27 protein-coding genes and 1 tRNA gene are annotated in these 26507 nt (G+C 40.4%); 23 read left to right on the forward strand and 5 right to left on the reverse strand.

Annotation, left to right across the window (positions count from 1 at the left end; genetic code table 11):
• Nucleotides 1-19: 19 nt before the first annotated feature.
• Nucleotides 20-1570, reverse strand: coding sequence for an ArnT family glycosyltransferase (locus tag N745_RS0102160; RefSeq protein WP_024850496.1), 1551 nt, complete (start codon nucleotides 1568-1570; stop codon nucleotides 20-22).
• 24 nt (nucleotides 1571-1594) lie between these two features.
• Nucleotides 1595-2548 (reverse strand): EF-P beta-lysylation protein EpmB, encoded by a 954-nt coding sequence (gene epmB, locus N745_RS0102165; RefSeq protein WP_024850497.1) that lies wholly within the window; start codon nucleotides 2546-2548, stop codon nucleotides 1595-1597.
• Between the two features lie 198 nt (nucleotides 2549-2746).
• On the opposite strand from epmB, the gene efp reads away from it, so the two are divergent.
• The 4 genes from efp (at nucleotide 2747) to N745_RS0102185 (ending at nucleotide 5620) form a co-directional block, all read left to right on the forward strand.
• On the forward strand, nucleotides 2747-3313 hold the full coding sequence (gene efp, locus N745_RS0102170; RefSeq protein WP_024850498.1) for an elongation factor P: 567 nt from the start codon (nucleotides 2747-2749) through the stop codon (nucleotides 3311-3313).
• A 112-nt stretch (nucleotides 3314-3425) separates the two neighbouring features.
• A complete protein-coding gene (epmA, locus tag N745_RS0102175; protein ID WP_024850499.1) occupies nucleotides 3426-4391 on the forward strand; it encodes an EF-P lysine aminoacylase EpmA in 966 nt (321 codons plus the stop codon).
• Between the two features lie 137 nt (nucleotides 4392-4528).
• Nucleotides 4529-5170: a glutathione S-transferase N-terminal domain-containing protein gene (locus tag N745_RS0102180; RefSeq protein WP_024850500.1), complete on the forward strand. Its 642-nt coding sequence runs from the start codon at nucleotides 4529-4531 to the stop codon at nucleotides 5168-5170.
• A gap of 12 nt (nucleotides 5171-5182) precedes the next feature.
• Nucleotides 5183-5620 (forward strand): ClpXP protease specificity-enhancing factor, encoded by a 438-nt coding sequence (locus N745_RS0102185; protein WP_024850501.1) that lies wholly within the window; start codon nucleotides 5183-5185, stop codon nucleotides 5618-5620.
• 58 nt (nucleotides 5621-5678) lie between these two features.
• Here N745_RS0102185 and mvaD read toward each other — a convergent pair whose 3' ends face one another.
• From mvaD to N745_RS0102200, 3 genes are read right to left on the reverse strand one after another with little or no spacing between them, the layout of a single operon-like run.
• The gene (gene mvaD / locus N745_RS0102190) at nucleotides 5679-6677 is read right to left on the reverse strand and encodes a diphosphomevalonate decarboxylase (protein WP_024850502.1); all 999 of its coding nucleotides are present in this window, start codon (nucleotides 6675-6677) and stop codon (nucleotides 5679-5681) included.
• Nucleotides 6678-6686: 9 nt separating this feature from the next.
• Nucleotides 6687-7646 (reverse strand): mevalonate kinase family protein, encoded by a 960-nt coding sequence (locus tag N745_RS0102195; protein WP_024850503.1) that lies wholly within the window; start codon nucleotides 7644-7646, stop codon nucleotides 6687-6689.
• Nucleotides 7633-8670 carry a mevalonate kinase family protein gene (locus tag N745_RS0102200; RefSeq protein WP_024850504.1) on the reverse strand — a complete coding sequence of 346 codons (1038 nt, stop codon included), beginning with the start codon at nucleotides 8668-8670 and terminating at the stop codon, nucleotides 7633-7635. Before N745_RS0102200 ends, N745_RS0102195 begins: the two co-directional genes overlap by 14 nt.
• 161 nt (nucleotides 8671-8831) lie before the next feature.
• Between N745_RS0102200 and N745_RS0102205 the strand changes: the two genes are divergently transcribed.
• The 19 genes from N745_RS0102205 (at nucleotide 8832) to N745_RS0102295 (ending at nucleotide 26505) form a co-directional block, all read left to right on the forward strand.
• Complete coding sequence (locus N745_RS0102205; protein WP_024850505.1) at nucleotides 8832-9326, forward strand: GlcG/HbpS family heme-binding protein; 495 nt, start codon at nucleotides 8832-8834, stop codon at nucleotides 9324-9326.
• A gap of 333 nt (nucleotides 9327-9659) precedes the next feature.
• The gene (locus N745_RS0102210; RefSeq protein ID WP_024850506.1) at nucleotides 9660-9869 is read left to right on the forward strand and encodes a Flp family type IVb pilin; all 210 of its coding nucleotides are present in this window, start codon (nucleotides 9660-9662) and stop codon (nucleotides 9867-9869) included.
• Between the two features lie 72 nt (nucleotides 9870-9941).
• Nucleotides 9942-10424, forward strand: a complete 483-nt coding sequence (locus N745_RS0102215) for a hypothetical protein (RefSeq protein ID WP_024850507.1) — start codon at nucleotides 9942-9944, stop codon at nucleotides 10422-10424.
• A 42-nt stretch (nucleotides 10425-10466) separates the two neighbouring features.
• Nucleotides 10467-11354 carry a Flp pilus assembly protein CpaB gene (cpaB, locus tag N745_RS0102220; RefSeq protein ID WP_024850508.1) on the forward strand — a complete coding sequence of 296 codons (888 nt, stop codon included), beginning with the start codon at nucleotides 10467-10469 and terminating at the stop codon, nucleotides 11352-11354.
• Between the two features lie 20 nt (nucleotides 11355-11374).
• The gene (locus N745_RS0102225) at nucleotides 11375-12910 is read left to right on the forward strand and encodes a type II and III secretion system protein family protein (protein ID WP_245595650.1); all 1536 of its coding nucleotides are present in this window, start codon (nucleotides 11375-11377) and stop codon (nucleotides 12908-12910) included.
• Complete coding sequence (locus N745_RS0102230; RefSeq protein WP_024850510.1) at nucleotides 12907-14163, forward strand: AAA family ATPase; 1257 nt, start codon at nucleotides 12907-12909, stop codon at nucleotides 14161-14163. The genes N745_RS0102225 and N745_RS0102230 overlap by 4 nt, the downstream gene beginning before the upstream one ends.
• Nucleotides 14164-14177: 14 nt before the next feature.
• Entirely contained in the window at nucleotides 14178-15584 is a 1407-nt protein-coding gene (locus N745_RS0102235) for a CpaF family protein (RefSeq protein WP_024850511.1), read from the forward strand.
• 25 nt (nucleotides 15585-15609) lie between these two features.
• Entirely contained in the window at nucleotides 15610-16551 is a 942-nt protein-coding gene (locus tag N745_RS0102240) for a type II secretion system F family protein (RefSeq protein ID WP_024850512.1), read from the forward strand.
• Nucleotides 16551-17441 (forward strand): type II secretion system F family protein, encoded by an 891-nt coding sequence (locus N745_RS0102245; RefSeq protein ID WP_024850513.1) that lies wholly within the window; start codon nucleotides 16551-16553, stop codon nucleotides 17439-17441. Before N745_RS0102240 ends, N745_RS0102245 begins: the two co-directional genes overlap by 1 nt.
• A complete protein-coding gene (locus N745_RS0102250) occupies nucleotides 17441-18061 on the forward strand; it encodes a tetratricopeptide repeat protein (protein WP_024850514.1) in 621 nt (206 codons plus the stop codon). Before N745_RS0102245 ends, N745_RS0102250 begins: the two co-directional genes overlap by 1 nt.
• Before the next feature lie 15 nt (nucleotides 18062-18076).
• On the forward strand, nucleotides 18077-19408 hold the full coding sequence (locus N745_RS0102255; protein ID WP_024850515.1) for a hypothetical protein: 1332 nt from the start codon (nucleotides 18077-18079) through the stop codon (nucleotides 19406-19408).
• A gap of 24 nt (nucleotides 19409-19432) precedes the next feature.
• On the forward strand, nucleotides 19433-20008 hold the full coding sequence (locus tag N745_RS0102260; protein ID WP_024850516.1) for an outer membrane beta-barrel protein: 576 nt from the start codon (nucleotides 19433-19435) through the stop codon (nucleotides 20006-20008).
• 95 nt (nucleotides 20009-20103) lie between these two features.
• Nucleotides 20104-20194 (forward strand) — tRNA-Ser (locus N745_RS0102265).
• A gap of 484 nt (nucleotides 20195-20678) precedes the next feature.
• Nucleotides 20679-20933 (forward strand): phosphopantetheine-binding protein, encoded by a 255-nt coding sequence (locus tag N745_RS11580; RefSeq protein WP_038070578.1) that lies wholly within the window; start codon nucleotides 20679-20681, stop codon nucleotides 20931-20933.
• A gap of 29 nt (nucleotides 20934-20962) precedes the next feature.
• Complete coding sequence (locus tag N745_RS12175; RefSeq protein ID WP_157833734.1) at nucleotides 20963-22291, forward strand: AMP-binding protein; 1329 nt, start codon at nucleotides 20963-20965, stop codon at nucleotides 22289-22291.
• The gene (locus tag N745_RS12180; protein ID WP_051453360.1) at nucleotides 22272-22637 is read left to right on the forward strand and encodes a hypothetical protein; all 366 of its coding nucleotides are present in this window, start codon (nucleotides 22272-22274) and stop codon (nucleotides 22635-22637) included. The genes N745_RS12175 and N745_RS12180 overlap by 20 nt, the downstream gene beginning before the upstream one ends.
• 2 nt (nucleotides 22638-22639) lie before the next feature.
• On the forward strand, nucleotides 22640-23527 hold the full coding sequence (locus N745_RS0102285; RefSeq protein ID WP_024850519.1) for an LpxL/LpxP family acyltransferase: 888 nt from the start codon (nucleotides 22640-22642) through the stop codon (nucleotides 23525-23527).
• Between the two features lies 1 nt (nucleotide 23528).
• Entirely contained in the window at nucleotides 23529-24158 is a 630-nt protein-coding gene (locus tag N745_RS0102290; protein WP_024850520.1) for a hypothetical protein, read from the forward strand.
• The gene (locus N745_RS0102295) at nucleotides 24148-26505 is read left to right on the forward strand and encodes an MMPL family transporter (protein ID WP_024850521.1); all 2358 of its coding nucleotides are present in this window, start codon (nucleotides 24148-24150) and stop codon (nucleotides 26503-26505) included. The genes N745_RS0102290 and N745_RS0102295 overlap by 11 nt, the downstream gene beginning before the upstream one ends.
• Nucleotides 26506-26507 lie beyond the last annotated feature (2 nt).

Genomic DNA, 26507 nt, shown 5'->3' on the forward strand with positions numbered 1-26507 from the left:
ATTGAGGGAGAATTTTCTTCTACTGAGTCTGAGCTTGTAAAGTCTGTACTTGTTGCACGATTGGAAGCTTTAATGCCCAACCTGAATAGCTTGGCGCTTCAAAGTCTTGGCAGTAAAACAAACGATAGGTCACAATGGTGTCGTGGTGCGCTTGTATTGGCAAAGTTTTTGCCAGTTGACAGGTTTTAAAATGACCGGGTTGATTGAGTTTAAGGTCTTGGCTTTCGTAGCTAGGTACGATGACAATGCCATTAGAACCCTGTTTAGGGTTGCCAAACCAAAGGTCGAATTGATCAAAACGGTTATCTGTAACATAAACCGGTTGTGGATAAGCGTACCAACCAATACGGCTGGCTTGTGACCAGTTTGCAGCGAATAATGCAGTATTTGGGTGCTGGTTTTGCAGTGATATCGCTTCATTCACTGCTTGTTGCCAGCCGTGTAATTCATGTACAGGATTGTCTTTCGATTTTACCGGCATCCAAGGCGTGTAAAGTTGTGAGTTTAGAATGATTACCATAATCAAGCTGACACTGCTTGAAAGGTAAATAAACCAGCGTAATGCTTTTGATGCCCAATGTTGCCATACCCAAAACACCACAGCAGGTGCAATAAATAACCAGGCCAGTTGTGTCCAATGTGGTAGGCTCATTTCGTGCCCGGAATTCATGGCAAATAAAATAACAGTAGGCAGAGAAAACGCCGCAAGCAATTTATTGGACGGTGAGTGAGAAACCCAGGCTGACAACATTAGCCAAGCGCCCAGTAGATAAAGGGTTGGTGTATAGAGAGCAAATTGTGCGAGTTGAGTGCTTAAAACGCGTACCCAAGACCAGTCTTGATTGTAGGTGCCATGATGGATTTGGTAGAGGAAAGAAATCCAGTCGTGGGTTGCGTTCCAATAAAGTACAGGCGTTATCATGATGCCGGCTAAAACAATTGCAAACCAAAGGCCTTTATCCCATAACCAGTTCCAACGGCGCTCAAGTAGAACAATCAAAACCAAAGAGGCAATCAATATCACCGAAGTATATTTTGAAAGGCCAGCAATGCCTATCCAGAAGCCAAGCCATAGCCAGTATTTAAGTGTTGAATGACGCTGTTCGGACGCATCCCTAAGATTCAGTAAGTGCCAAACAGCCATTAAGCTGGCAAACATTAAGGGGGTGTCAGGTAACATGGATGTGGCGAGGAGTTCGAACATAAAAGCGGAGTTGACCAATGCCAATGTCCAGAAACCGATCCAGCGGAAGCTAGGGTAAAGGCGACAAGCAACATGATAAAGTACAAAATTAGAAGCGGCGAAGAAGGTGATTGGAATGACTCTTAAGCCGAAGTCACTATGAGAAAAATAGGTGGCAATCGCATTTAACCAACCAACCATCGGGGGATGGTCAAAATAGCTCCAGTCAAGTTTTAGCCCGTAAAGCGCATAGTGGGCCTCATCAACACTCAAATTCACACGGCCAGCAAGTATCAGATGCCAAGCCGTCATTGCTAATATCAACAGTAATGCATAACCGTAAGCTGAGTTTTGGTGCAAGTTGTGTCGATAAAAAGCGTTTTGCATAAATTCCAAGTAGCTGATTCTTAATTATAGTGTTTTGATTATAGGGGTTTTATAGGGCTCGCCGGCAATTTCCCGAACCAGTTTTGGTACGAGATACCCAGGTAGTTCTTTGCGCAAGGTTTCAAAAATCTGCCAGGCTGGGGTATCGTCCACTTCAAAGTGTGAAGCACCTTCCACTCTATCCAGTAGGTGACAATAATAAGGTAAGATGCCTTGTGAAAAAAGTTTTTTACTCAAAGCTTTTAAGATAGGTGCAGAATCATTAATGCCTTTGAGTAGTACGGATTGGTTTAATAAAGTAACGTCCGCACGTCGATATTGTTCAAATAGAGTTTTTGTTTCGTCACTTAACTCATTTGGATGATTACAGTGCACAACCAAAACTACATTGAAACGTGAAGCTTTAAGTGCTGCTAACCAGTCAAGTTTTAGCGCTCGTTCAGGGGCGACCACAGGGGTGCGGCTATGGATACGTAAAGTTTCAATATGAGGGATTTGCTCTAGCTGGCGAAGTAATTCAAGCAACCCAGTTTCCGATAGGGTTAAAGGGTCGCCGCCACTCAATATGATTTCGTGAATGGAGTTGTCCGAGGCAAGGTGTTCAAGTGCAGTTTGCCAGTGACGTTTTTTTGCCTGCTCATAAGGAAAGTGACGGCGAAAACAATAACGGCAATGGATATCACATTGCGGGCTGGTAATGAGTAGTGCTCGCCCTTGATATTTGTGCAGTAAGCTGTCGATGGGGTTGGCGTTTAGGTCTCCGACAGGGTCTTGTGAGAAACCTTTCACGCTTTTTGCTTCGTCAATGCTAGGTAAAATTTGACGAAGTAGGGGGTCGTTAAGATTGCCTTTTTCGATTTGACGTGCAAAGTGAACGGGGACTTTGAGTTTAAAATTGGTGTCCAGATAATGCTGGTTTAGCGTTGCCAAAGGCACTTCAATCACTTCTGCAAGTTCGTCTAATCGTTGGATAATCATCTTTGTAGGCCGTTTTATAGGGCATTAGTGCTAGGCGGAAAGCAGTATTCTAAGGGAAAACTGTTAACGATTGCCCATCAGACTGTGCATAAGTTAAAATATGCCGCTTATTTTAGAGATTTTAATTGCAAGCGCAAATCCAATGATGGCGCGTGTTTAAATCGCCTCACAAAATCAAGATAATCAAATAGGTGAAATATGGCTAGTATTAGTACAAGTGAATTTAAAAACGGTTTAAAGTTTCTGATGGATGGTCAGCCTTGTACCATTGTTGATAACACAATCGTTCAGCCAGGAAAAGGTCAGGCGTTTAACCGCGTAAAATATCGTAACCTGATTACAGGTAAAGTATTGGAAAATACTTTTAAATCAGGTGAAAAAGTTGAAAGTGCTGACGTTATGGACACCGACTTGCAATACCTTTATGCCGATGGTGAATTCTGGCACTTTATGGACCCTACTTCATTTGAGCAGTATCAAGCAGGGCCAGCAGCAGTTGTAGATGTTGATAAATGGTTAGTTGAGCAAGATATGTGTACGGTGACGCTTTGGAATGGTGACCCGATTGTTGTTAAACCACCTAAGCAAGTTATCTTGGAAGTGACAGATACTGATCCCGGTTTAAAAGGCGATACTGCTGGAACAGGCGGTAAACCTGCAACGCTATCTACAGGTGCAGTCGTGCAAGTGCCTTTATTTATCACAATTGGTGAAAAAATCATTTGTAATACTGAGACTGGCGAGTACGTTTCTCGCGCAAAATAATTTAGCGACATTTCTCTATTTTGGTGAGGTGATTCAGTATCAACTCACCAAACTTCCTTTCTTTATGTTTCCATACAACTTTCAATATTAAGTTTGAGTGCTGAGAACCAACATGACTTCAGAACGCATCGAGCTCCTTCAGAAACGAGCACAAGCCTTAACGGTCTTGCGGGACTACTTTCGCAAAAATGCTGTGATGGAGGTCGATACGCCGGTTTTGTCTCGTGCGGCGGTGTCAGATGTTCATTTGTCGTCATTACAGACGGCAATTGATTTGCCGAATGTTGGCCAACAGCAAATTTATTATCTGCATACCTCGCCGGAATATCCAATGAAACGCCTTTTGTGTGAAGGTATTGGAGACATTTACTATCTTGGGAAGGTGTTTCGTAATGGCGATTTAAGCCCACGACACCAACCGGAATTTACCATGTTGGAGTGGTATCGTTTGGATTTCGATTTGTCTGAGATGGTTGAAGAAACGCTTTCAGTTGCCCAGCTACTACTCGGAAGACTGTCAACAGAGGTTATGACTTACCAACAAGCTTTTTCTCGTTTTGCGGGTATTGATGATATTCACCATACTTCCGCTGAAGTGTGCCGTGCTTGTTTACAAAAGCATCAAGTATCAGAAATTATTGGCGTGGATGCTGACGATAAACCTTTGTGGGAACAGTTGGTTTTAACGGAAGTGATTGAGCCACAGTTAGGGCAAGGTGGATTGACTTGCTTGACACACTTTCCCGCAAGAGAGGCGGCATTGGCACAAATTTCACCTGATAATAATTTGACCGCCGAACGCTTTGAGGTTTTTTATCAGGGCATGGAGTTGGCAAATGGTTATCACGAACTGCAAGATGCGGATGCTTATCGCCAACGCTTTGAAGCCAATCAATTACTGCGCCGACAAAACGGCTTGGCAGAAGTACCGTTGGATGAAGCTCTTTTACAGACGTTGAAAGAACAAGGGTTACCGGATTGTTCAGGCGTTGCGATGGGGTTTGATCGCTTATTTGCTTTATCGCAAGGCAAAACAGATTTAGCCGATATATTAAGCTTTGACACTCTAAATGCTTAGTTAATAAGGTTTTCAGCATTACTTAAGTGTCTTTGCAACAAAACCGTTGATAATTACCCAAAAAATAGAAGGCTTGACAGGCAAGGTATAATGTATTGATACCTTATCGTAAGATTCTAATGTGGAGTTAAAAAAGTATGTCAGATGTGTCAATGGTACAACGTTCGGTGATGACCCTGTTTTCTGATTCAAAAGGGCCAAGCTCTCATCGCGTGCGTTTGATGGCAAAAGAAAAAGATATTCCAATGGAAGTCGTTGAAGTGAATCTAGAAGAAGGCTTGCCAGAAGATTTAATGGAATTAAATCCATATGGTACATTGCCAACACTAGTTGATCGCGACTTAGTTCTTTACGATCCACAAGTTATTATTGAATATTTGGATGAGCGTTTTCCTCACCCACCGCTAATGTCAGTAGACCCTATTTCAAAAGCACGTTCGCGTCAAATGCTTCGTCAAATCGAAATGGAGTGGTATCCGTTGGTTGAAACTATTCAAAACAACGAAAATGAAAAAGAAGTTAAAGAAGCACGTCGTAACTTCCAAGAAAGATTGATTCAAATGATTCCTGCGTTTGAGCATCAAGCGTATTTTTTGAGTGACGAATACTCTTTGGTTGATATTAGTTTGGCGGTATTAATGTGGCGTTTGCCAGCATTGGGTATTGATTTACCAAAGTCAGCTAAACCGATTATCGATTACTCAGAAAAAGTATTATCGCGAGAAGTTTTCATGGAATCTCTTTCTGACGATGAGTTAGACATGAGAGACGTTGTTTAAGAGAGTTTTTGTATGATTTCAAACCGCCCCTATTTAATTCGTGCCATGTTCGATTGGATAGTCGATAACCATTGGACACCGCATATGCAGGTGGATGCGAATTACCCTGGGGTAGTTGTGCCGCAGCAACACGTTCAAGAAGGTATGATTGTCCTGAATGTGCATCCAGAAGCTGTTAGAGAGTTGCAGATGGATAACCATCTGTTTCGCTTTAAGGCGCGTTTTCAGGGCGTTGAGCAACAGCTTTTCTTTCCACCTGAATCAGTGTTGGCGATTTTTGCCAGAGAAAATGGACAAGGAATGCCGTTTCCTCCGGAAGAATATCCAGAAAGAAGTGGAGAAAGTGCTGAGCATGCAATTGCAGAGTCCAGTGAAAAGGCTTCCAAAGATAAGTCTTCTATGGATAAAGAAAAAACCTCTAAAAAACCACATTTAACAATCGTTAAATAGTTTCTAGCTACCCCAGCCTGGCAGATTTTTCAAAATCTGCCAGGCTGGGGGGCGACTCCTAATGAAATGGCCGAATCAGTTTTAGTTTTGGAAAAGCTTGTTGAATAGCGTCAGCATCTTTTTCTAAAAAAAGCAGCTTTAAGTTTGGGCCAGCATCCATAGTGAAATAAACATCTATACCTGATTCGCGTAATGCCCAAACGGTTTGCATCGCTTCAACGGATTCTGGTTGCCAATATAGAATCGGTGGCCAAGTCGCAATCATTGTCGCGTGCATGCTTAGCGCATTATTTTCTGCCAGTGCACCAAGTTGTGAAAAGTCCTTTTGCACAATAGCTTGTTGAATGGCCTTTACATCCTCTTCTGCTTTTTCAGGCCAAGCCTGGTATAAGGCACAATGGTTTACTGTTTGTTGCATTCCGGCTGTTGAGCCTATTTTCTTTGCTTTTAAGTCAATTTCCAATAGCCCGACACAGAATTCTGGCCAACAGGTGTTGATGGTTTCAGCAAAGCTGTCCAATCCATTTTCCGCGTTACCTTTATGCCAAATAACAAAGCCGTCGTAAACTGAACGACTGGCACTGCCACTTCCTAAGCGAGCGAGCAACGATAGGTCTTTTTTTGTGAGTTGCCAATCAAAACAGTCGTTCAATGCCAAGACTAATGCCGCATAACCTGATGCGGAGGATGCAAGCCCCGCTGCGGTAGGAACAGTGTTTTTAGTATTAATTTCAAAGTAGGTGCTTGGTGTTGCGCGAAACAAGTCTAAAAATTTTGATAGGCGAGTGGCAAAAGGATTGTCTGCATCCAGCTTCTGGTTGTTTAACCATATTTGGTCAGAAGTTATATCGGCATTGTTGTGCACAGATACTTGAGTGCGCGTGCCCAACCCCGGTAAAGAAATGGACAGGCTGCTGTTAGTTGGTAGGTTTAATTCTGAATCGCGTTTCCCCCAGTATTTGCTTAAAGCAATATTGACATCTGCTAAGCCAGTACCAGTCTTTTTAGCAATCTTGTGGGGAATAATTGCGTTAATAAATTCTTGTGTTTTGGTCATTGGGGTTGATTAGTTGTTAGTTAGGTCTTTTACGGTCATGCCTTGAGAGGCGGTTTGAATTTCGATATGACGGAAATCTTTTAATTCGGTGTTTGACGACGCGTCAATGGTGTTTGTACCTAATCCCAGTGCGCAATCCCCAAGCCCTGATCCGGAGATTTTGCTCGCTCTGATACCCGGTTGATTTCTTAGGGCATAAACAATTTGGCTAAGTGTTTTGTCATTTACGCCAAGCGCATCCATTAAGCCTTGATAGGTATTAACCATTTGGTAGAAACCTGCGCTGTCGTTTTTTGCTAATGCGTTAAACGCTTTTTGTGTTGTTTTTCCCATGAGTTTGTATAGGGATTTCAAAATTTCTGGTTGAGAAAGCCAGTTTTGATGGACTTTCCTAAGTACTTTAGCTGTCGGTGTTTTATAGCCGCTATAGACCAGTATTGCAGGCAGAAACGCTTCAATAGGTGTGATGTTTTGTTTCTTAGGTTCAAAAAGTATGACGCCACCAGCAAGGGAAGCTGCCAAGTCTGTTCCTGAACCTTGACCTTGTATTTGGTGAATAACTTTTAAACCTTGTCTGAAGGTGTCGACAAGGTTGCAGGTTTTATTTAAATAAAATTGTAGGCCGCCTAAAGTAGCTGCTAGTACTGCGGCAGAGCTGCCTAGCCCTAATGTAGATTCAAATTCGCTTTCTACTCTTATGTCAAACCCGCGATCTAGCTCATTGCTTAGGTTGCGTATTGGATAAAGTATCCACTTAAAAGGAGAATCCTGAGGAATGTTTGTAAGCTGATCTAAGTTGGTCTGAAGATTACCCAAAGAGGAGTCAATTGTAATTTCACGGTCATTTCGTGATTGCCAAAAAATGGTTAAACGTTGCGATAAAGCCATTGCTATAGCAGGGTAGCCATGAACAACACTGTGTTCGCCCATAAGCATAAGATTGGCTGGAGCGCTACTAGACCAGTTCACAATGACTTCCTTTCTCACTTAGGTTAATTGCTATGCAATTATAGCCATAGTGATTACAAAGTGCTAATGGTGGCATTGGGCTCATACAAAGTAGCATACCAGCATTTTGCCCCTTATGATTACCAGCGCCACAGACTTTTGCAACTTGGTCAGGGGTTTGTTCGAGTTCTTTAATAAAGCGTTTTACCTTATCAGGAACGATGCCGATTTCTTCCAGTAGCGATTGGTTTTTCTGAATGCCTTCTTTTAAACAAAAGCCATCTTGAGCTTCCCAGGCGTTGCGAATTTCTTCAGTTATTTGGGTAAAGTGATTCCATATAGGATGATCACTGGGAAAGCGTGATTTTACGTGATTCACGACTTGTCCAGTCGTGCTTTCTGGTGAACCTGTATCAATTAACCAAGCATTGAAACTATGAGGTGTTAAGTGTTGAAATGGTTTGTTTTGCTGGTAGTAAATTAGCCCGCCTTGGAAAATCGTACTGGGATCTATGCCGCTAGAATGACCGTGCTGTCGAGATTCAACGGTTTTTGCAAGTGAGAGTAATTCTAATGTATTGATTGATTTGTGGTGATGCTTAAATAAGCTGTGCAATAGGCTGATAATGACCGCAGCAGAACTCCCTAAGCCTTTGCCTAACATGCCATGGCCGTAAAGCTTAATTTCCCAGTGCATGGGTTGAAGTTTGAAATGATGGTGAAAGTGGAGCAGTGTTACAAGTATTAAGTCGATAGGTTGTTTCAATACGCTACGGATTGAAAGCGCTCCAGCCTCATATAGTTGATAACGGCTTTCAATATCTATGGCCAGTTGTTGCCATACTGAGGACGGAAATGCATGTTTTTGGTGGCAGTCGACAAGCTCGATTTCAATAAAAGGAGTTTGACCGACTTCCGTAGCGTTAGAAGTCATTTCACAAAACATCGGCAAGTCTACTGCCATACTGATAGCAGGACAATTGTTCACTACAGCGTGCTCTCCGCTGATAATTAATTTTGCCGGGGTTTTGCACAAAGTTTTCATTTAAAATGTCATTTACAAAAGGTTTAAATCAAGGGCATAATGAAATCTATTCTACCTATGATTATAAACGACAAATTTTAAATAAAAATGTTTTCCTTGTAGGGCGAATGTTTCCAATATTGCAAAATGATGGAAGCCAACATGGCTTAAGGAGTGTAAATATGAAAAAAAGAATCAATACTTTATTATTAGCTGGTGCTTTAAGTGCATTGCCATCTATTGGGGCAGCGCAAGATTTGGCGGTAAATGTTAGTCGTCTAACAGTGGATGTTGCCAATAAAATTGCGATGGCTTCTATTGAAGCGTGCCGTGAAAAAGGGATTCCTATTAGTGTCACGGTAGTTGATCGAAGTGGTATCCCTCAAGCGCAGTTGCGCGACACTATGGCGCCGCCGGTTTCTTGGAATATCAGCTTTAAAAAAGCCTATACCTCAGTGATGTTTAACGTTAAAGGTTCGCAAATGGAATCTCGCGCAAACAGCCCATTGGTTAATTTGGGAGAGGGCTTGGCATTTATGGCGGGTTCTGTGCCAATCCAAGCTGGCGGTAAGCTTTATGGTGCAATTGGTGTCAGCGGTGCGCCAGATGGAAAAGATGATGAAAAGTGTGCAGCTGCAGGTTTAAATTCCGTTATTGATGACCTAGAAATGATGTAATTTTTTAGTTTATTATTTCGTTATTAAAAGCCCCGTTTGTTTTTCAAACGGGGCTTTTTTTATGGGAAAACGCAAAACAAAACAGCTTGTTCTAATATTAAAAAATAATAATATTTTTATATTTTTTTAGGGTATAAGTAAAAATATTATCTTATAAATCAATGACTTGAGGTTTTTTGGTGCTGCGTAAAAAACCATAGAAAAAATGTTTATTCTTCTATTAAAAAAATCACTTATAAAAGCCCATTAAAAATGTTGATTCTTTGAGTTTGCCTTCGTTAAGATAGCGACCGTCAAACCTTCTGACGGACATATTTTTAATGGAGATAAATTATGTTGGATCAAGCAAAACTTAAAAACATTCAAGCTGAAATGGCACAAAAAAAGCAAAAACAAAAAGGTGCTAGCATGATTGAGTATGCACTTGTTGTAGCTGCTGTTGTAGGTATTGCTAGTTATTTCTTTTCTGCAGATAACTCTACAGGTATTTCAAAAGCTCTTAATGACAAGATGACAAGTGTTGCAAACAAAATTAATAGCTAAGTTCTTTATGCGTTTTTAAATTGAATGAAAACTCGTGAAAGACATTGTTTAAAGAGGCAAAAGGGAGCAGTCATGCTAGAAATAGTTTATGTGCTGCCTCTTATGGTTCTTGCAGTGTTGATGATTTTGGAGACGGTCAATTTTTCTAGTGATAGTTTGGTTTGGAATCAAAATATGAATAACCTCTATCACAGGATTATGGCGGATGCAGATCAGGGAACACAAAATGTTTTTAGTTCAACAACAGGGATGTTGACTTGTAATAGCGGTGTTGTTCAGCCTAGTGGAGATGCCTCTTCTCTCATGCAACAGCAGTTATATACATGGCTTAAAGCAAAATACGATTTGGCTGGTGCTACTCTACCTATTGGTGCATCAGATATTACGATAAAAAATAATCAGGTCGTTAACGCGACAGGGGATAGTTTTTTCGTTGTTGAAGCTAGCTATCCAATGCAAACCTTGGTCTTGCCTGAACTAAAAACACTGTTTAACAATATTAGAGTTTCTGGAACCAGTATTTACGAGATTCACTTTAACTGTCGAGCCAGTTAATTTCACTTTCTCTTGAAGTAATAATTTTTGGATAAAAATAATATGAAGCTGAAAACCAGTGATTGGTTGATTTACGGCTCTGCTGGGCTGTCTGCAATTCTTGCGGTAGTGTTTGTATATGGGTATGTGCAAAACCGCATTGAAAATGCAGAAAAAAACGCCCACGTTAAGACTATTACAGTTGTTGAAAAGCCGAAGTTGCTATCTGTTGTGGTTGCCAATCGAGACATTTATAGAGGCGAGAAAATTGCCGTTGATGACCTAAAAGTATTGAATGTTCCTACTGATGGTGTCGTTGTTAATGGCGTTATTACTAATCCTCAAGATGCAGTAGGGCACATTGCCTATCAAAAAATATATGCCGGTGAGTGGCTGATTAATAAAAAAATTGGTACAGGAAAAGATAAGCAGAAACAAAGTGTTGAGGCTCTGCTGGATAAAGGTGAACGAGCAATCAGAATTCCTGTTCGTGCAGATACTGGCTTGTTGGGTATTTTGAATCCTGGCGATCATATTGACGTAATCAGCGTATTTCAAAGTACGGATAACAAGCGCATGATCAGCCGAACCATTTTGCAAAACATTCCGGTTCTTTCTATTGGCCAAGCCAATCGAATGAAAGTCTCGGGTGAAAACAGTAAAGAAGACTCTAAAGACGGAGCGGATAGTGAAAAAACTGCTACAGAATCAATGATTGCCGTTGAAGTCGATAATAAGCAGGCAGAACAACTGGCACTGGCGATGAATGTTGGTGCAATCCATTTGATGCTAAGAAATCCTTCGGATACAGCTTTGGTTAAAACCAAAGGAGTGAATTTGAAAGTCATGGAAAGAGGTAAAGGACGTCCGCCGAAATTTAAACCAAAATCAAAACGCGATGTAATTGAAGTGATGCAAGGTGGCGATGTTCAAGAGGTAATTACGCGATGAATGCTGGAAAAAGATTTGTAATGCTAGTTTGGGTTTGTTTGACACTGGTTTGGTCTAGTCAAGTGAATGCAATGCCAAACAAAACCTATAACATAATGGCAACTGAGAGCATTATTATTAAGTTCGACTCCCCTATAAAACGTGCTTTGGTTGCCAACCCAGATTTAGCATCATTAAAGGTTATTAACTCGAAGGAATTGCTAGTTAGTGGAAAGCAGTCTGGGCGAACGGATCTGATTGTGTGGTATCAAAATACACCAAACGAAGGGCATAACATTGTTTTGAATGTTTCGCCAGACGCATCAAGACGTGAAGAAATTTCAAAAACTGTTAGTGAACTGATTTCGCAGTTAGACCCTGATAAAACAGTGAATTTCGAGTTAAAGAATATTTGGATAGATTCAAATTCTTCGGTGAGACGAGAGTTGGATAATCTGGGTAATCAGATTGACGATGATGGTACTTTGCAAGTTGAAGCTGGTAAGAATAAAGATATTCTGCAGAAAACCCAAAAGGTTGGGCGTTTAAATATCCACCCTATTGCGGGTAATTATATGGTGCTTTTGAAAGGAACGGTACCTTATAAAGCACGAAAGAAACGTATTCAAGCTGTTATCTCTACGTTAGGTTTGAGTGTGGTAAACATGATTAAGGTTAAAGGCCGTGATCAAGTTAAGCTTTCAGTTCGTGTCGCAGAAGTAAGTAAGGGTAATCCGTTTAGAAGCGGTATGGCGGTACGAGATAAAAAAGACCGTTTTGGGATTTTCCCTCCTGGTAATTTGGGAGCGCAGGCGTTATTTAGCTTAAATAACTCACCATCTAATTCTGCAGGTATTGCTTTTCCACATGCTGATGCTTTTCAGCTTGGATTTAACCCGCAACATGGCAGCATTTTTGGTGTCCTATCCGTGTTGGAGGGGCATAATTTGGCCAGAGTTTTGGCTAAGCCTGAGTTGGTTGTGCAGTCTGGAGAAACGGCCTCTTTCCTTGTGGGCGGAGAAGTGCCAATTCCAACGGCACAAAATCAGAATACCATTACCGTTACTTATAAAGAATATGGAATCCGTTTGAGGTTTAGTCCAATTATTACCGAGGGTGGCAATATCCAGCTAACTGTGGCACCAGAGGTAAGTAATATTGATGAATCTTCTGGTGCTAACTACTTAAATATAGTTGTTCCTGGTTTTAAATCGCGTAAAGCAAATACCACTATTACGTTAGCACCAGGGCAAAGCTTTGTTATTGGCGGTCTGTTATCCGACAACTTGCGTAGTCAGATTAACAAGGTACCCCTACTGGGTGATATTCCAATATTGGGCAGTCTATTCCGTTCAACCTCCTATGAAGAAGATAAGTCAGAGCTGGCGATTTTGGTTACGCCTACACTGGTTGATCCAATTGGAGCAAATAAAAAGGTGATTCTGCCAGGCGAAAATGTCACTCGTGCCAGCACATTTGATGGGTTCTTTTTAGGGAAAATTGCCAAAGTATTACCTCAAGGTGAATCGGCATTACCGAAAAGCATGGTTAAGATTGGATTGGAGACAGTGGAATGACACAACAATTGTCTGCGACATCAATTGCTCTAAAACAAGCTGTCTTTATCGGGAGAGATGAAGATCTTGAAGAAGCGGTTCGTGTTTCTATTATGTCTAAATTTCAATTAGAGCGAATGGATGAACTGCCTCATGTTTGGCCTGACTCTATTGATTTAGTGCTTGTTGAATATGATGGAGAGTCTAAGGGAATTTTAGAAAAAATCAGCCAGATTTTGACTTTGTCTAAGGGCGTATCTTTGTACGTTTTGCTTAAACAAAAAGATGCTGATTTTATTATTGAAGCCAATCATCAAGGCGTGCAAGGTTTTATAGAGTGTCCGAATGAAATATTTCATATTTTATCGATTCTGCACATGCAAGACCGTCGGCGTAAAGGTAAGAACGGTAATGTGTCTTCCTTGTTTAGCTTAAAAGGCGGGGTAGGGTGTACGGCTTTAGCTACAAATATAGCCGCTCAAATTTCTACCATGACAGAAAATCGTACGGTTTTAGTCGATTTGAATATGCCGTTAGGAGATACGGCACTTTATCTGAATATGGAGAATGATCGTTTATATACCATTACGGACTTTATTTATAACCTGAATCGTTTTGATGAGAACTTGATTTATAAATCTTTGTCACAACATGAATCGGGTTTGTATTTGCTGTCACTTCCCTCTGATATTGGTGAGTTGGATAACCTGAATTCAGAAATGATTAAAACTATTATCAGTTCGCTGAGAAAATATTTTGACCATGTTGTTATTGATTGTTCATCAGATTTGTCAGACGTTACGCTAAGTTGTTTGGACGAGTCTGACAATATCGTATTAGTGACCGAGCCGTCTTTATCTTCTCTAAGAGCTGTCAATGCCGTTATTCGATTAACGCAGCGTTTAGGCTATTTGCAAGATTCAATTAAATTAATTATCAATCGAGACACTTCGAATCAGGACGAAATGCTGGAAGAGGTGATTGACGCATTGGAAGTAGACAAGGTGGCACGTGTATCCAACGACTATATTAGCTTTAATGAATCGTTGAAAGAAGGGCTGCTATTAAAAGAGTTTAACCCTGAATCTAAAGTCAATCGACAACTGAACTGTATTGCCAATATGTTACACAATGGAAGCATTAATGTTGAGGTGAAAGAGGATCTTCAGCCTATAGAGACGAAGCCTTGGGATGAGTGGTTGCAATTAGCAAAAGACATGTTGAAGCATTTAAAAAGCAAAGTTCGACAAAAAACCGTCGGTGAAGCTGCGTAAAGGAAAAGTGTCACATGGGTATACGTGAAAGATTACGCCAAGTAGAACAAACTCGTCAAACAGAAATAACGAAACCAACCTCTGAAGAGGTGATGTTGCAAGAAGAAGAGGAGAGTTCACCCGCCGAAAAACGCAATGTTCAAAATACTTCATTTTTGGAAATTAAAGAGCGGTGTCAAAAACTTGCAGCAGAAGATGAAGCCTTTTATGAGGCGGACAGTAAAGAAACGCGAAATGAGTTACGTCCAAGGCTTCAAGAGCTGGTCAGAGAAGTGGCTTCCGAAATGGGGTATCCGCTTACAGAGTTGGAAGTTCGGCAGCTTGGCCTAGAGTTATTGGACGAAATTTATGGTTTAGGTCCCATTGAACCTTTGATGTCTGATCCAACGGTATCAGATATATTAATTAATGGTTACAACAAAATCTACGTAGAGCGTCGAGGCAAACTTGAGTTGACGGATGTTTCATTTATCAGTGAAGATCATTTGCGCAACAAAGTCGACCGTATGCTTTACAGTACAGGTCGTCGTGTAGACGAATCTTCTCCATTAGTGGATGCTCGTTTGCCTGATGGATCTCGTATAAATATCATTATTCCACCATTAGCTGTTGATGGTATCTCCGTTTCAATTCGTCGTTTCCCTGAGCAGCATCTGCGCCCAAAAGACATGATTGCATTTGGCACCATGACTGAAGAAATGTATCAATTTTTGGATTATGGCGTTAAATCTGGACTGAATGTATTGGTTTGTGGTGGGACGGGATCCGGGAAAACCACTACTTTGAACATGCTTTCAGGTCTTATTCCTGTAAATGAGCGGACAGTAACTATTGAAGATAGTGCCGAATTACGTATGCAACAGGACCACGTGGTTCGTCTTGAAACGCGGCCTTCCAATGCAGAAGGGCAGGGAGAAATTTCCCAGCGTGAATTGTTGAAGAATGCACTGCGTATGCGCCCAGACCGCATCGTTCTGGGGGAGGTTCGTGGTGGTGAAGTGTTGGATATGCTTCAGGCGATGAATACGGGGCATGACGGTTCTTTGGCAACCTTGCATGCCAACAGCCCTAGAGATTGTATTGCACGTTTAGAGCTGATGATTAACTTGAGTGGGGTTGAAATTCCTCCTGCTTCTATTCGTAAGCAAATTTCCAGTGCTATTGATTTGATCATTTACGTAAACAGAGGGCGGGATGGTAAACGTCGAGTTGAGTCGATTACCGAGGTAGTGGGCGTTGAAGAAGACAATGTAGTCTTGCAAGAAGTCTATGTTTTTGAAAATAAAATTGACCCTGTGAATGAACGGATGTACGGCGTTTTTCGGGCAACAGGATTGCGCCCAGCTTGTGGTAAGAAGTGTGAGTCAGCAGGAATGACTATGCCCGAGAACTTGTTCAACTTCCGTAAAGAAGTGGTTTAAAGGCAAAATTCCGAGGAAATTTCGTATGGATATGAGTTTTTTGTTGTTGATTTTTGCCGTACTCACGCCTTTTGTGATTTTAGCTTTTGGTTTGTCATGGCAATCTAAACAAGATAGAGCTGAGCAGCTTCACTTGTTGTTAAAGCGCGTTGGTGTTGAAACAGCTCAACAAAAGAAAATTAGTAAAAATTTTTATGAGCTGAAGAATTTGAAACTCTATCTCAGCACCATGGTGTGGCTAAAGAAAGCCGGGATTAGTGATTCAAATACGGTTTATCAGATACTTGTGGTGCAAATTGTATTGTTAATGATTAGTAGTTATTTGGTTGTGGCGCGTTTGCAGGATATGGATTCTAAAATGTGGCTGATCACTGTGATGCTTCCATTGTTACCTAGTGCCTACATCATATTTAGACGACAGCAGCGGCAGGAAAAAATGAAAAAACAATTTCCTGAAATGTTGGATTCTCTTGTTCGAGCACTTCATTCCGGTTATGGCATTGACGGTGGTTTGAATATGATTGCGAATGAGTTCCCAAAACCACTAGGGCAAGAAATGAAAGAGGTCACAAGACAGTTGGCGCTTGGCATTAATATGAGAGATATTTTGCGAGAGTTTCAATCCCGTGTTGAGTTACAAGAAGCTCAATTTTTTGTTGTGACGCTGATTATCCAACGTGAAACGGGAGGGCAGTTAGCAGCGATTTTAAACGAGTTGTCAAAGTTAATGCGTCGTAGAGAAGTTTTTCTGGCGAAACTTCGAACTATGACGGCAGAATCTCGTTTTACCGCTTGGTTTATTGGCTCCGCGCCACTGCTTTATTTGCTCTATAAATACCTGTTTGATTACAAGTCCATGGCGTTCTTTTTATCTGACCCAACAGGGCAAAAAATGCTCTATGTTTCCCTAGCGCTCATTGCGACAGGAACACTTCTATTAAGAAAAATGTTAAAGGTTAGATTCTGATGATTGGTCTTTTATTGTTAGTGGCTGGTTTAACATTCTTTTCCGTATTTTTACTTGCAAAACGTTTTTCGTTAAAACAAACACGCCATATGCATGCAGAACACTTAAAGGCAAGAGTTGGTTTGATAAACAATTATGTCGAAGAAAAACAAAAAGAGCAGGCGTGTTGGTGGTGTGCTTTTGGTCGATTGTTAGGGGATTCTAATGAAAAAGAATTGAACAAAATTAGGGGGTTATTGGTTAAGGGTGGGTATCGGGATGAAAAACACCTAGGTGCTTACTTTTTTATTAAATACAGTTTTGTTCTTTTTGTTGTACTCATTAGTTTGGGGCTCTGGACTTGGTTTAGTATCAAGACACCAATCGCGATTCTTATGCCGGTTATTAGTTTGTTATTGCCAGAAAGGGTTTTGATTGAACTAGGCAAAAGACGGCTTAATCGTATTAAAGATGCACTCCCAGATTTTTTGGATATGGCAAACATTTGTATGAATGCTGGTTTGAGTTACTTGGTCGCGTTTAAGCGAGTTACGGAAGAGCTTAAATCTATGTACCCTGAAATTTGTTATGAGTTTAATTATCTCTTGGAACAGATTCAGATAGGTGTGCCTAGACAAGAAGCATTAAAGCAATTCAGCGAACGTAATCCATCAGATGAAATCAAAGAGCTTATCCAAGTACTGGCTCAAAACGAAAAGCTGGGTACACCTATTGGTGCCGCAATCAACGAGTTTTCGCGTAGGCTTTATCAACAACGTGAGAGTAAGATCGAAGAAAAGGCCGCAAAAACATCAGCCAAAATGGCAATAGTAATTTTGCCTTTTTTAATGTTGCCGTATTTCATTTTGATGTTAGGCGAGAAAATGGTCATGCTGGGGAGAAATTGGTAATGCATCTTTATTTAAAAGGTGGTCTTCTAACGACCATTGTACTCATGGTTGTGGGTTGTACTTCTTCGCCAGCCATTCCTGATAAATCTCATCCAAATGAAATTCCCGTGGATCAGGTTGAGCCTTTGGCAAGTAATTTAACTCAGGATGATGAGTATAAATTTGGTTTAGATTTGGTAGCACTTGAAATTCGTAACAAACAGTTTGGCCGTGCAGATCGTTTGTTAGGTAAGCTCAAAAAATACAAACCTGATGACATTCGTGTCTATCGTTTATACACCGACTATTACGAGGCAAAACAGGATTATGCAATGGCCTTTGTTTCCAGTGAGCAAGTGTTAAAAAAATCGGGTGTAAATAGTAAAGATGAAGACAGGCATGCTAAATATGCGCTGATGACAGATCACTATGCTGAAGCTGACAAGATCTATCAACACTGGCTAGATGATGCTGACTCAACCAGTGTGGAAGTGATTGCTCTTAATAACCTAGGATTCAGCGCACTACTGCAGAAGCACTATCGAAAAGCTAAAGATTATTTTCAGAAAGCAATCAATAAAGATCCTTTGAACGAAAAAGCACGAAATAACTTGAAGTTGATTCAAACAGTTGAACCCTAACGAATGGAGAAAGGAATGACCCCCCGTCAACGAAGACACGCACAACAAGGATCAATTAGTTTATTAGGCGTACTAAGTATTTTTGTAGGGCTCACCGCACTAGTCGGCGTAATGCAACTAGGGAATGCAACAATTTTAGACAGGCATTTGGATAATTATGCTCAATCATTGGCGCCTGTTGCTCTTCGTTCAGAAGTAACTTTAAGCAAGGCTATGGTTGATAATGGAGTATCTATCAATGTTGCTAAGGATACTTTGCAGAAAGCCTTGGATGCTGTTACCGAGCCTGGTTCAGTTAAAGTAAATATATCATTTGGTAATATCACAAATGGGAAGTTCACCCCTTTAACTTCAAATCCATCTAATCCAAAGGCTGGCTTGTCGGCTACAGCAACTGTTCCTGGATTTGCCGCTGTAGCGGTTCAGTTTATAGGGCCATCTACTTTTGGTTTTGTACCTGAAGGCAGAGCTATTTATGGTCTGACGGATCAAGACCAGGATTCTCCCGATGTAGCTAGCTGTTATTGTGACGCTCGTTATGATCAGTGTTTGCAGCAGCCTAGTACCAATAGTGCGATGGGAGGTGTGGATACAAAAGAAAGGCAAAGATACTGTGAAACGGGGATTGCGCCTTCTGTTAGCGGCGGCATGATGGGGATGTTTTTTGGAGGAGATCCTGAATATCCTGATGCTGATAGTGTTCAATTCTCTCCACAATGGGTTGGAAAACCTTATGAAAATGGAACTGTAAAAACGGATACGGGGAGTTCGGCTTGGCAGGCTGTTAAACAGGATGCGCCTTTAAATGTTTCCAGTGGAAACAATCCATTTCCTGAAGCAAGCTGGGATCCAGCTACTGAGGACTGGAAAGAGGGTAATTTTCTTATGCAATTTACCGGATATAAAAATGTAAGTACACTTTTTGGTTCGTTTAAAAAATATAAAAACCCATGGAAAGTAGATGGTACTTTTTATGCTGGTCGCTCGGGAACCTGTGCTTATCCATCAAACGGATTCTTTTTCTTTGGGGTAATGTCGGATGTACAAACCTACATGACTGGAAATACAGACTGTTTGAGATATACCGCAAACCCTGCATCAAAATATGATTATGCAAACTTTATGCAACCTTTTATGAATGCAATCAATAGTTCAACCGGAGCGAATCAACACTATTATAGCTGCCGTGACTTTACTGGCTTACAGTCTTCTAGAAGTGGCGTAATACAAATTATGCGACGTATTTGGACATCACCATTGCAGGTATGGGATCGTACTTATCGGGAGACAGGATGTTCAGCAAAACAGATGAGATGGTTTAGTTCGTCCATTTGGAATGGGTGGTAAAAAGTGGAATTTAGGAAGAAGATAATGAAAAATATTGTTTTAGTAATTTGTTTGTGTGTAAGTTCTACTGCTTGGTCATCGGAACCTGTCATTTCTGGTTACGGTATTGACCCTTATCATGGTTATGTCGGTATAGGTTATGACAGTAATATTATTAATCTGAAGGGGTATTCGGAAGGGCGCATTCCAGGGTTGGCGTTTACCTTTGGTCATAACTATAAGCCATGGCTAGATCTTGAATTCCGCGCCTCGACCGCATCTGGGTACATCAAAGCGAAAACCGGCAGTACAACTAATTTCAAGTATAAGTATAACTATAACCTGACAGGACTTTTGAAATTTAAATGGCAACCAACTCAGTTATTGGATTTCAATTTGTTGACCGGTTTGAACTATATGGAAACGGAAAAGGCTATGACTAGTGGCACAACCCAATACGTTTATGACTCTGGGCTGGTGCTTGGCGGTGGGTTTGGTTTTAACCTAACGCCAAAATTTTCACTTAATGCCGATTACTTAACCTATCAACGCAATAGTTTTATGGGATCAAGTGAAGATACTTGGGATGTCGCTAATTTATCGCTTCAATATCATTTTTGAGGATAAATACTAAATACTGAGACGACTAATGTTGGTGGTTTCTATTTTGATAAGAAACCATTATAATGCGCACTTCTTTTGAAACACCCATTTACGGATAGCTGGCTGAGCGGTTGAAGGCGCACGCCTGGAAAGTGTGTATAGGTTAATAGCCTATCGGGGGTTCGAATCCCCCGCTATCCGCCATTACTTAAAAGCATTAAAATCAATAGATTACGTTTTATTGCATCGTTATTTTTATTGTTTTTTAATTCGAATCCCAATTCCTAACGTATTGTAAAAAGTGAGTACGAACACTTGTTAAAACTGCATACTGACAAATATACACATCCGCAAAAATCTTAAAAGTTCATATGATCCTAGATTGAAGTACTGTCGAAAGCTCGCATCCTATGTGAGGATTAGAATTTATAGTGAACAAAATGCTATAAAAATCATAAGAAATAGATTTTTGTTAAGAATGAAGTAAGTTAGAAAGCACTTTTAAAAACATACACATGTTTCTCCTAGCTCCAGATATGATGTAAAAAATACTAAGAAAGCATTGTGTCAGTAAAGTGGTAGCAATCTTGTCCACAAAATATTAAAATGCGCCTCACAAATATGGGTAATAAACAATATAAGCATTATTAAAAATAAACCATAATCTTTACACAAAAGAAGAAAAGTTATGACGCCTGAACAAGCAGAAACAGCCAAGATGATTATTGATGCAGTTAACTTGGAAGATGTAACACTTAATGACATTGAACCAAACGAACCTATATTTAACGATGGATTAGGTTTGGACTCTATAGATGCCTTGGAAATCTCTCTTGAAATTCAAAAACGTTATGGCATTAAAATCAAGTCTGGTGACAAAAATATTTCACAGGTTTTTGCATCCATAGCCTCTCTTTCAGAGTTTATAGAAGCAAATAAATGAAGCTTTGATTTGAGATGACTTTCTGCTCATTGGAGAGAGATGATATAGATCTGCTGCTCTCCGAAGCACCTTTTGTTGAATATAAAGGCCGAAGTTATAGCCGCCTCCAAATTGTTTCAGCTGCCTATCGTTTAAGTCAGCAACTTCCCGACACTTCAAATATTATCAATTTGCATGATTTACGCCATGAATTTATGGTTGTGTTGATGGCAACGGCCTTTAAACAGGTTTCGGCTATATTGCCCCCTAGTATTGCAAAGAATGCATTGCTGACTTTGGTCGAGGGGGCAAAAAACTTAATATCCAGTAGCCAGCCACTTTACAGTGATCTTTCAGATTACCTTGTACCTGCAATTAATTTTTCTTCGTTATTGAATGATTCAATTATTGATCGAAGTTTACTTGAAGAAAAAGTAAGAGAACTTCCAAACGGTGTTATTAAGATTTATACATCTGGTACGACAGGACATCCTAAACAAGTCATTAAATCCTGGTATAGCATGTCTAAGATGGCCAGTAAGGCAATAGACAGATTTCACTTAACAAGTGACAAGATAATCGTTGGGACTATTCCTAGTCAGCACATGTTTGGCTTGGAAACAACAGTGTTTTGGCCATTATTTTCAACAGCGAGACTATGGTCGGAGAAACCTCTGTTTGCTGGGGATATGATGGATGTTTTTGAGAACTCACATGGTGAAATTCTTCTTGTATCGACGCCCCTTCATTTAAAAAATTGGGTTGAGAGTCAAGGGGGGTCCTGGCCGAGCAGGAAAGTTTCAGTTCTTTCTGCAACGGCTCCAATGGATAAAGAGTTGGCAGAAAAAGCTACGATGCAGTGGCAAGTTAGATTGTTTGAAGTGTTAGGTAGCACAGAAACAGCCTCATTCGCATCAAGAGAAATAATGTCATCAGAATTGTGGGAACCGTATCAAAATACGAATATTCAGTTATCTGGTAGTAAGTATGAGGTTTCTTTTACAGATTTAGGAGAGTTTTATCCATTGCAAGATGAGATTCAGATGGAAGTAGGTGGCCGTTTCAAGTTGCTGGGCAGGCAGTCTGACATGATAAAGGTTGCAGGAAAGAGAGCTTCTTTGTGTGAATTGAACCGTGTGCTCTTATCTATTGATGGTGTCAGAGATGGTGTCTTTCTTAACCTAGGAAAGGAAAGGCTCTCGGCGGTGGTCGAATCAGATTTGCCTATTAAAGATATTAAGCAGAAGTTAAATGAATCAATGGATTCTGTATTTTTACCACGACCTATTTACTTTATTGATAACCTTCCTCGGAATGAACTTGGAAAGTTGCAAATGAATAAATTATTAGAAGAAATTGATGGGCGGCACAATGATTAGTGCAAAAGTGGATTCCATGCCAGAACGTTTGGATGCCTTATTTTCCATTTCGAGTGAACACCCTAGTTTGGAAGGGCATTTTCCAGGGCATCCTGTTGTCCCGGCAGTGGTACTGTTGAATGAAGTCGAGCGTTTAGTAAAGCAGAAGTGCTTTGGATTTCGTTTGAGTGAATTTACTCAGGCAAAGTTCATGCAGTTGGTGTTTCCAGGACAAAATATTTGTTTACAAGCAGATATGGATGTGGCGAACGACACAGAAATTAAAGTGAAGTTTACTTTGATGAATGAGGATGGACGGCTTTGCGTGAAAGGTTCCTGTCTTTTTTTTAAAGAATTGGAGCTGTAGGTGTGAGCGATAATTATCATTCGGATTGGACGAACCAGAAAGAACGTGTATCTAGTTTCTGGTTAAAGTTGATTTTGAATATTGCATTAATGCTGCCTAGAAATTGGGTTAAATTATTATTGCATCCTATCGTCTGTTTTTATTTGTTGATATCGCGTAATCAGATTATTGCTTCACGCCATTATCTAAATCAAGCGCTGGGGCGTCCTGCAACGATAAGGGATGTATATCGTCATTTTTTTTGGTTTGCAACTACCATTCTTGACAGAGTTTATTTTCTGTCAGGTAGACATTCAGCCTTTAATATTACCTATGAAAATCGTGAGAAGTGGAAAGAATCCATGCAGGAACGTCCCACACAACTGTATTTTGGAGCGCATTTTGGTAGTTTGGATGCAGTCAGATTTCTTTCACAAGAAATTCATAATATAAAAATTAAAGCTGTAGTGAAAGTTGATCAGAACGAAAGGATCATGAAAATATTTAATGAGCTAAATCCAGAGTTGCAATCGGGAATAATTCCCAATGATGGTATGAATACGATTTTTGATATTTATGACGCATTGAAGACTGGAAGCTCGGTGGCAATCTTAAAGGATCGTTCGGTTAGTCAGGAAAAAACTGTAGAAGTTCAATTTTTTAAAGACAAGATTAGAATTCCGATTTCAGGATTTAAACTGGCACAGAAGAGAAATATTCCAGTAACTGTTTTTTTCGGACGATATGAAGGAAAAAATCATTATCATGTGTTCAGTAAGCCGTTAGATTTTTGCCCAGATATGGCAATAGAAGAAATGGCGCAACTGTATATCTCTGAAGTTGAAGCGCAATGTCGAATTTCTCCCTATAACTGGTTTAATTTCTATCACTATTGGGTTGGAGGTGCGTAAAGTGTTCACATCCCGCACTTTTTTAGGAATCGCTTTAAGTTTTGTTTGTTTGATTTTTTCGCAGTCAGTTTTTGCTAAAGACTCGCTATCCCTTCCTTACTTGATTCAAAATTGGCCTCAGCCTTTAAACAACCAGCCCTTCAATGAAACCCGCTATGACACTCTGTTAGGTCTGACCAGTGAATATAAAGGAGCGTTCAAATTTAACAATAAATCGGATATTTCAATTGTCTATACATCGCCGATTAAAGGCAGTATTGAATTGAGAGGACAGTCTGTTACGGTCAATTTTCCTTCTAAGACAGTCTCTGTTTCTTTGGAGCAGGTTCCTGAGGTTAAAAGTTTTATTGAGCCAGTTAAAGCTTTGTTGAGTGGAGATGTCGAAAAGCTTATCAAAGAAAATAAGGTAATGTTTTCAAGTGAAAATGTAGCATTGGATAAAAGCAGTCAAGTCAATCAAAGTTGGACATTGACGCTATCACCACCGGGGTCAATTGTTTTGTCAGCAAAGGAAGTTACGGTTAAAGGGGGAGAGCTTAAAGGCAAAGTAATGATTTCATCTATCAAACTTACTTTTGCTAATGGGGATTGGCGAGAATTTCGTTTAGATGGTGTCGAAAATGACAGATAAGAAAAGGAAGCTTTTTTTTGGTGCTATCAGCTGGCGTTCATTGACCGTTTTCTTGTTATTGCTTGTTTCGGTATTACTTTTTGCACCTAACCTGAAAGTAGAAAATCATTTAACCAATTTTTTTCCGAACGACAATTCCTCACCACAGAATCAGATTTTTCTGAAGACCTTAGCTAAGCTATTGCAGAACAGTTCTTTTGATCAGCCTGTTTTGTTGTCTGTAACAGCCAATGCAGATGAGGAGAGTTTAGCAGCTTTGAGTAAATCTTTAAAAGCAATACTCGAAAATGCTAAGGTAGTTAAAAAAGTTACCAACGCTAATCCCAATATCTTTCGCATCGAACATCAGCTAAATTCCTATCGTTACTTATTAACCGATTTTAGAGCGCATGATATTTCCGAAGCAATTGAAACGCTGTGGTCAGCTTGGCAGCTTGGTGTTGTGTTGGATAAAAAAGACAGCTTATCTGACCCAACCAATCAGTGGCTTCATTATTTAAAGGGTTCGTTCTTCGCCTCTCGACTGCCGACCAAAGATGGAGTTTGGTTGGTGCCTCAAACAAAAGGCAGAGATAACGCACAAGCTCTTATGCTTATTGAACTGAATCACGAAGCTGTTTTTCCCATAGTATCAATTGAAGATGTGGTTGAAACCTTTGAAAATGCTCATAAAAGTCAGCAGGTAAAAGTACGCTATTCAAGTGCGTCGACTATTGCCTATCAGGCGCGAAAACAGATACAAACTCAAGTAACAGTGTTATCAGCGGCGGCCTCTTTTATCGTATTGGCATTTTTATTTTGGGTATTTCGAAAGCCTGTTTGGGTATTATTTAGTTTTGTACCTCTTGTGGCCGCCAGTTGGCTTGGCGCATTAGCTGTTTATATGTTGTTCGGTTCTATTGAAGCAATCACGTTAGCATTAGGCATTGTGCTGATTGGTGTGAGTGTGGATTACCCAATCCATGTTTTTTCAGCTACGTTAAAAACACCAAGTCAAAAAGAGCAAGTGTGGAGAGTTGTCCGGCTTGGAGGTATAACCAGTGCATTTGGTTTTTTGGTTCTCGTTGTTTTGGGCATTGAAGGCTTTAAGCAGATTGCAGTCTTTGCTACAGTTGGTTTGTTGTCTGCATTGATGATGTCAAGAATGCTGATGTTAGATATGACGTCAGCACTTAGCAATCACGAAGACCACACTTTGTTAACGGGTGACAAGCTTCAAACAGAGACTTCAAAAAATAATGAGTATCAGTTAAGGTTTGTGTGGGTTGGCTTGTTGATGCTTTTGATCGTATTCTTATGGCGCTCACCAGTTTCTTGGCAAGATGATTTGGCTAGTTTAAGCCCGGTACCGGCCTCCTTGCTGAAACAGGATCATGAGCTGAGAATTTTGTTTTCACAGCCGGAAAGCACACAGTTTTTGATGTTACAGGCAAGTTCAGTTGAAGACCTTCTGCAAAAAGAGGAAGCCTTAACTCATCAGCTTCAGCTACTGAAACATCAGGGAATAATTAAGCAGTCGCTGTCCCTAAGTAATTGGTTGCCTAGCCAGAAACTTCAAGAACAAAGAATGCAAGCTTTGCCCAGTAGAGCTGAATTGGATCAGCTGATTGCACATCAACACAGTCCTTTAAATTCAAAAGTGCTTAAACCATTTATAGATGCCGTTGAGAACACAAAACAACTTCCGTTGTTAACTCTAGAGATGTTCAAAGAAAAGGCAGTGGATTGGCAGAAAAGATTATTGCCGTTGCTGGTAACGCATGATGAGCTGAGTAAGTCAGAGTGGACTGGAAAAGTTTTACTGACCGGTATAAGCAGCGGAGCTGCAATGGAAGCCTGGAGCAAACAGAATCAGGTTTTGTATTTTAATCAAAGAGCTTTCGTTGCCGATGCCGTTCAAACTTTAAGAGGTCAGTTATTGAATTTGTCATCAGCGGTTTTAGGGGTGTTTGCATTGTTGTTACTTTGGCAACAGCGTTCTGTGATGCAAGCCATAGATATATTAATACCCGTAACACTAGGTGTATTGATTACGTTCATTTGCTTGAATGTGTGGGCAGGGCAGCTATCGATTTTCCATTTGCTGGCATCCTTACTATTGATTGCGATTGGCATAGATTACAGCCTATTTGTTCAAGCGGCATCCGTAAAAAATAAAGAGTATGACTCTGCTCATCAAGCAGCTAAAGAAATACTTCATTCCGTTCCCATTGCTATGGCAACAACAGTGGTGTCATTCGGGTTGTTACTTTTTACACAAATACCTATTTTGGTAGCTATAGGGCAAACCATTGTGTTGGGAGTGCCTTTGGTTTACCTCTTTTCGAGGTTATACCACCGTTTTTAACG

Source organism: Hydrogenovibrio kuenenii DSM 12350, from assembly GCF_000526715.1.
Taxonomy (GTDB): Bacteria; Pseudomonadota; Gammaproteobacteria; order Thiomicrospirales; family Thiomicrospiraceae; genus Hydrogenovibrio; species Hydrogenovibrio kuenenii.

What these genes read in the sequence shown, in the direction of transcription:
- N745_RS0102250 (WP_024850514.1), top strand. Translation starts at nt 17,441, where the DNA reads ATGCATCTTTATTTAAAAGGTGGTCTTCTAACGACCATTGTACTCATG.
- mvaD (WP_024850502.1), bottom strand. Translation starts at nt 6,677, where the DNA reads ATGACCAAAACACAAGAATTTATTAACGCAATTATTCCCCACAAGATT.
- N745_RS0102160 (WP_024850496.1), bottom strand. Translation starts at nt 1,570, where the DNA reads ATGCAAAACGCTTTTTATCGACACAACTTGCACCAAAACTCAGCTTAC.
- N745_RS0102240 (WP_024850512.1), top strand. Translation starts at nt 15,610, where the DNA reads ATGGATATGAGTTTTTTGTTGTTGATTTTTGCCGTACTCACGCCTTTT.
- N745_RS0102235 (WP_024850511.1), top strand. Translation starts at nt 14,178, where the DNA reads ATGGGTATACGTGAAAGATTACGCCAAGTAGAACAAACTCGTCAAACA.
- N745_RS0102255 (WP_024850515.1), top strand. Translation starts at nt 18,077, where the DNA reads ATGACCCCCCGTCAACGAAGACACGCACAACAAGGATCAATTAGTTTA.
- epmB (WP_024850497.1), bottom strand. Translation starts at nt 2,548, where the DNA reads ATGATTATCCAACGATTAGACGAACTTGCAGAAGTGATTGAAGTGCCT.
- N745_RS12180 (WP_051453360.1), top strand. Translation starts at nt 22,272, where the DNA reads ATGGGCGGCACAATGATTAGTGCAAAAGTGGATTCCATGCCAGAACGT.
- N745_RS11580 (WP_038070578.1), top strand. Translation starts at nt 20,679, where the DNA reads ATGACGCCTGAACAAGCAGAAACAGCCAAGATGATTATTGATGCAGTT.
- N745_RS0102245 (WP_024850513.1), top strand. Translation starts at nt 16,551, where the DNA reads ATGATTGGTCTTTTATTGTTAGTGGCTGGTTTAACATTCTTTTCCGTA.
- N745_RS0102260 (WP_024850516.1), top strand. Translation starts at nt 19,433, where the DNA reads ATGAAAAATATTGTTTTAGTAATTTGTTTGTGTGTAAGTTCTACTGCT.
- N745_RS0102200 (WP_024850504.1), bottom strand. Translation starts at nt 8,670, where the DNA reads ATGAAAACTTTGTGCAAAACCCCGGCAAAATTAATTATCAGCGGAGAG.
- N745_RS0102225 (WP_245595650.1), top strand. Translation starts at nt 11,375, where the DNA reads ATGCTAGTTTGGGTTTGTTTGACACTGGTTTGGTCTAGTCAAGTGAAT.
- epmA (WP_024850499.1), top strand. Translation starts at nt 3,426, where the DNA reads ATGACTTCAGAACGCATCGAGCTCCTTCAGAAACGAGCACAAGCCTTA.
- efp (WP_024850498.1), top strand. Translation starts at nt 2,747, where the DNA reads ATGGCTAGTATTAGTACAAGTGAATTTAAAAACGGTTTAAAGTTTCTG.
- N745_RS0102230 (WP_024850510.1), top strand. Translation starts at nt 12,907, where the DNA reads ATGACACAACAATTGTCTGCGACATCAATTGCTCTAAAACAAGCTGTC.
- N745_RS0102185 (WP_024850501.1), top strand. Translation starts at nt 5,183, where the DNA reads ATGATTTCAAACCGCCCCTATTTAATTCGTGCCATGTTCGATTGGATA.
- N745_RS0102205 (WP_024850505.1), top strand. Translation starts at nt 8,832, where the DNA reads ATGAAAAAAAGAATCAATACTTTATTATTAGCTGGTGCTTTAAGTGCA.
- N745_RS0102295 (WP_024850521.1), top strand. Translation starts at nt 24,148, where the DNA reads ATGACAGATAAGAAAAGGAAGCTTTTTTTTGGTGCTATCAGCTGGCGT.
- N745_RS0102215 (WP_024850507.1), top strand. Translation starts at nt 9,942, where the DNA reads ATGCTAGAAATAGTTTATGTGCTGCCTCTTATGGTTCTTGCAGTGTTG.
- cpaB (WP_024850508.1), top strand. Translation starts at nt 10,467, where the DNA reads ATGAAGCTGAAAACCAGTGATTGGTTGATTTACGGCTCTGCTGGGCTG.
- N745_RS0102210 (WP_024850506.1), top strand. Translation starts at nt 9,660, where the DNA reads ATGTTGGATCAAGCAAAACTTAAAAACATTCAAGCTGAAATGGCACAA.
- N745_RS0102180 (WP_024850500.1), top strand. Translation starts at nt 4,529, where the DNA reads ATGTCAGATGTGTCAATGGTACAACGTTCGGTGATGACCCTGTTTTCT.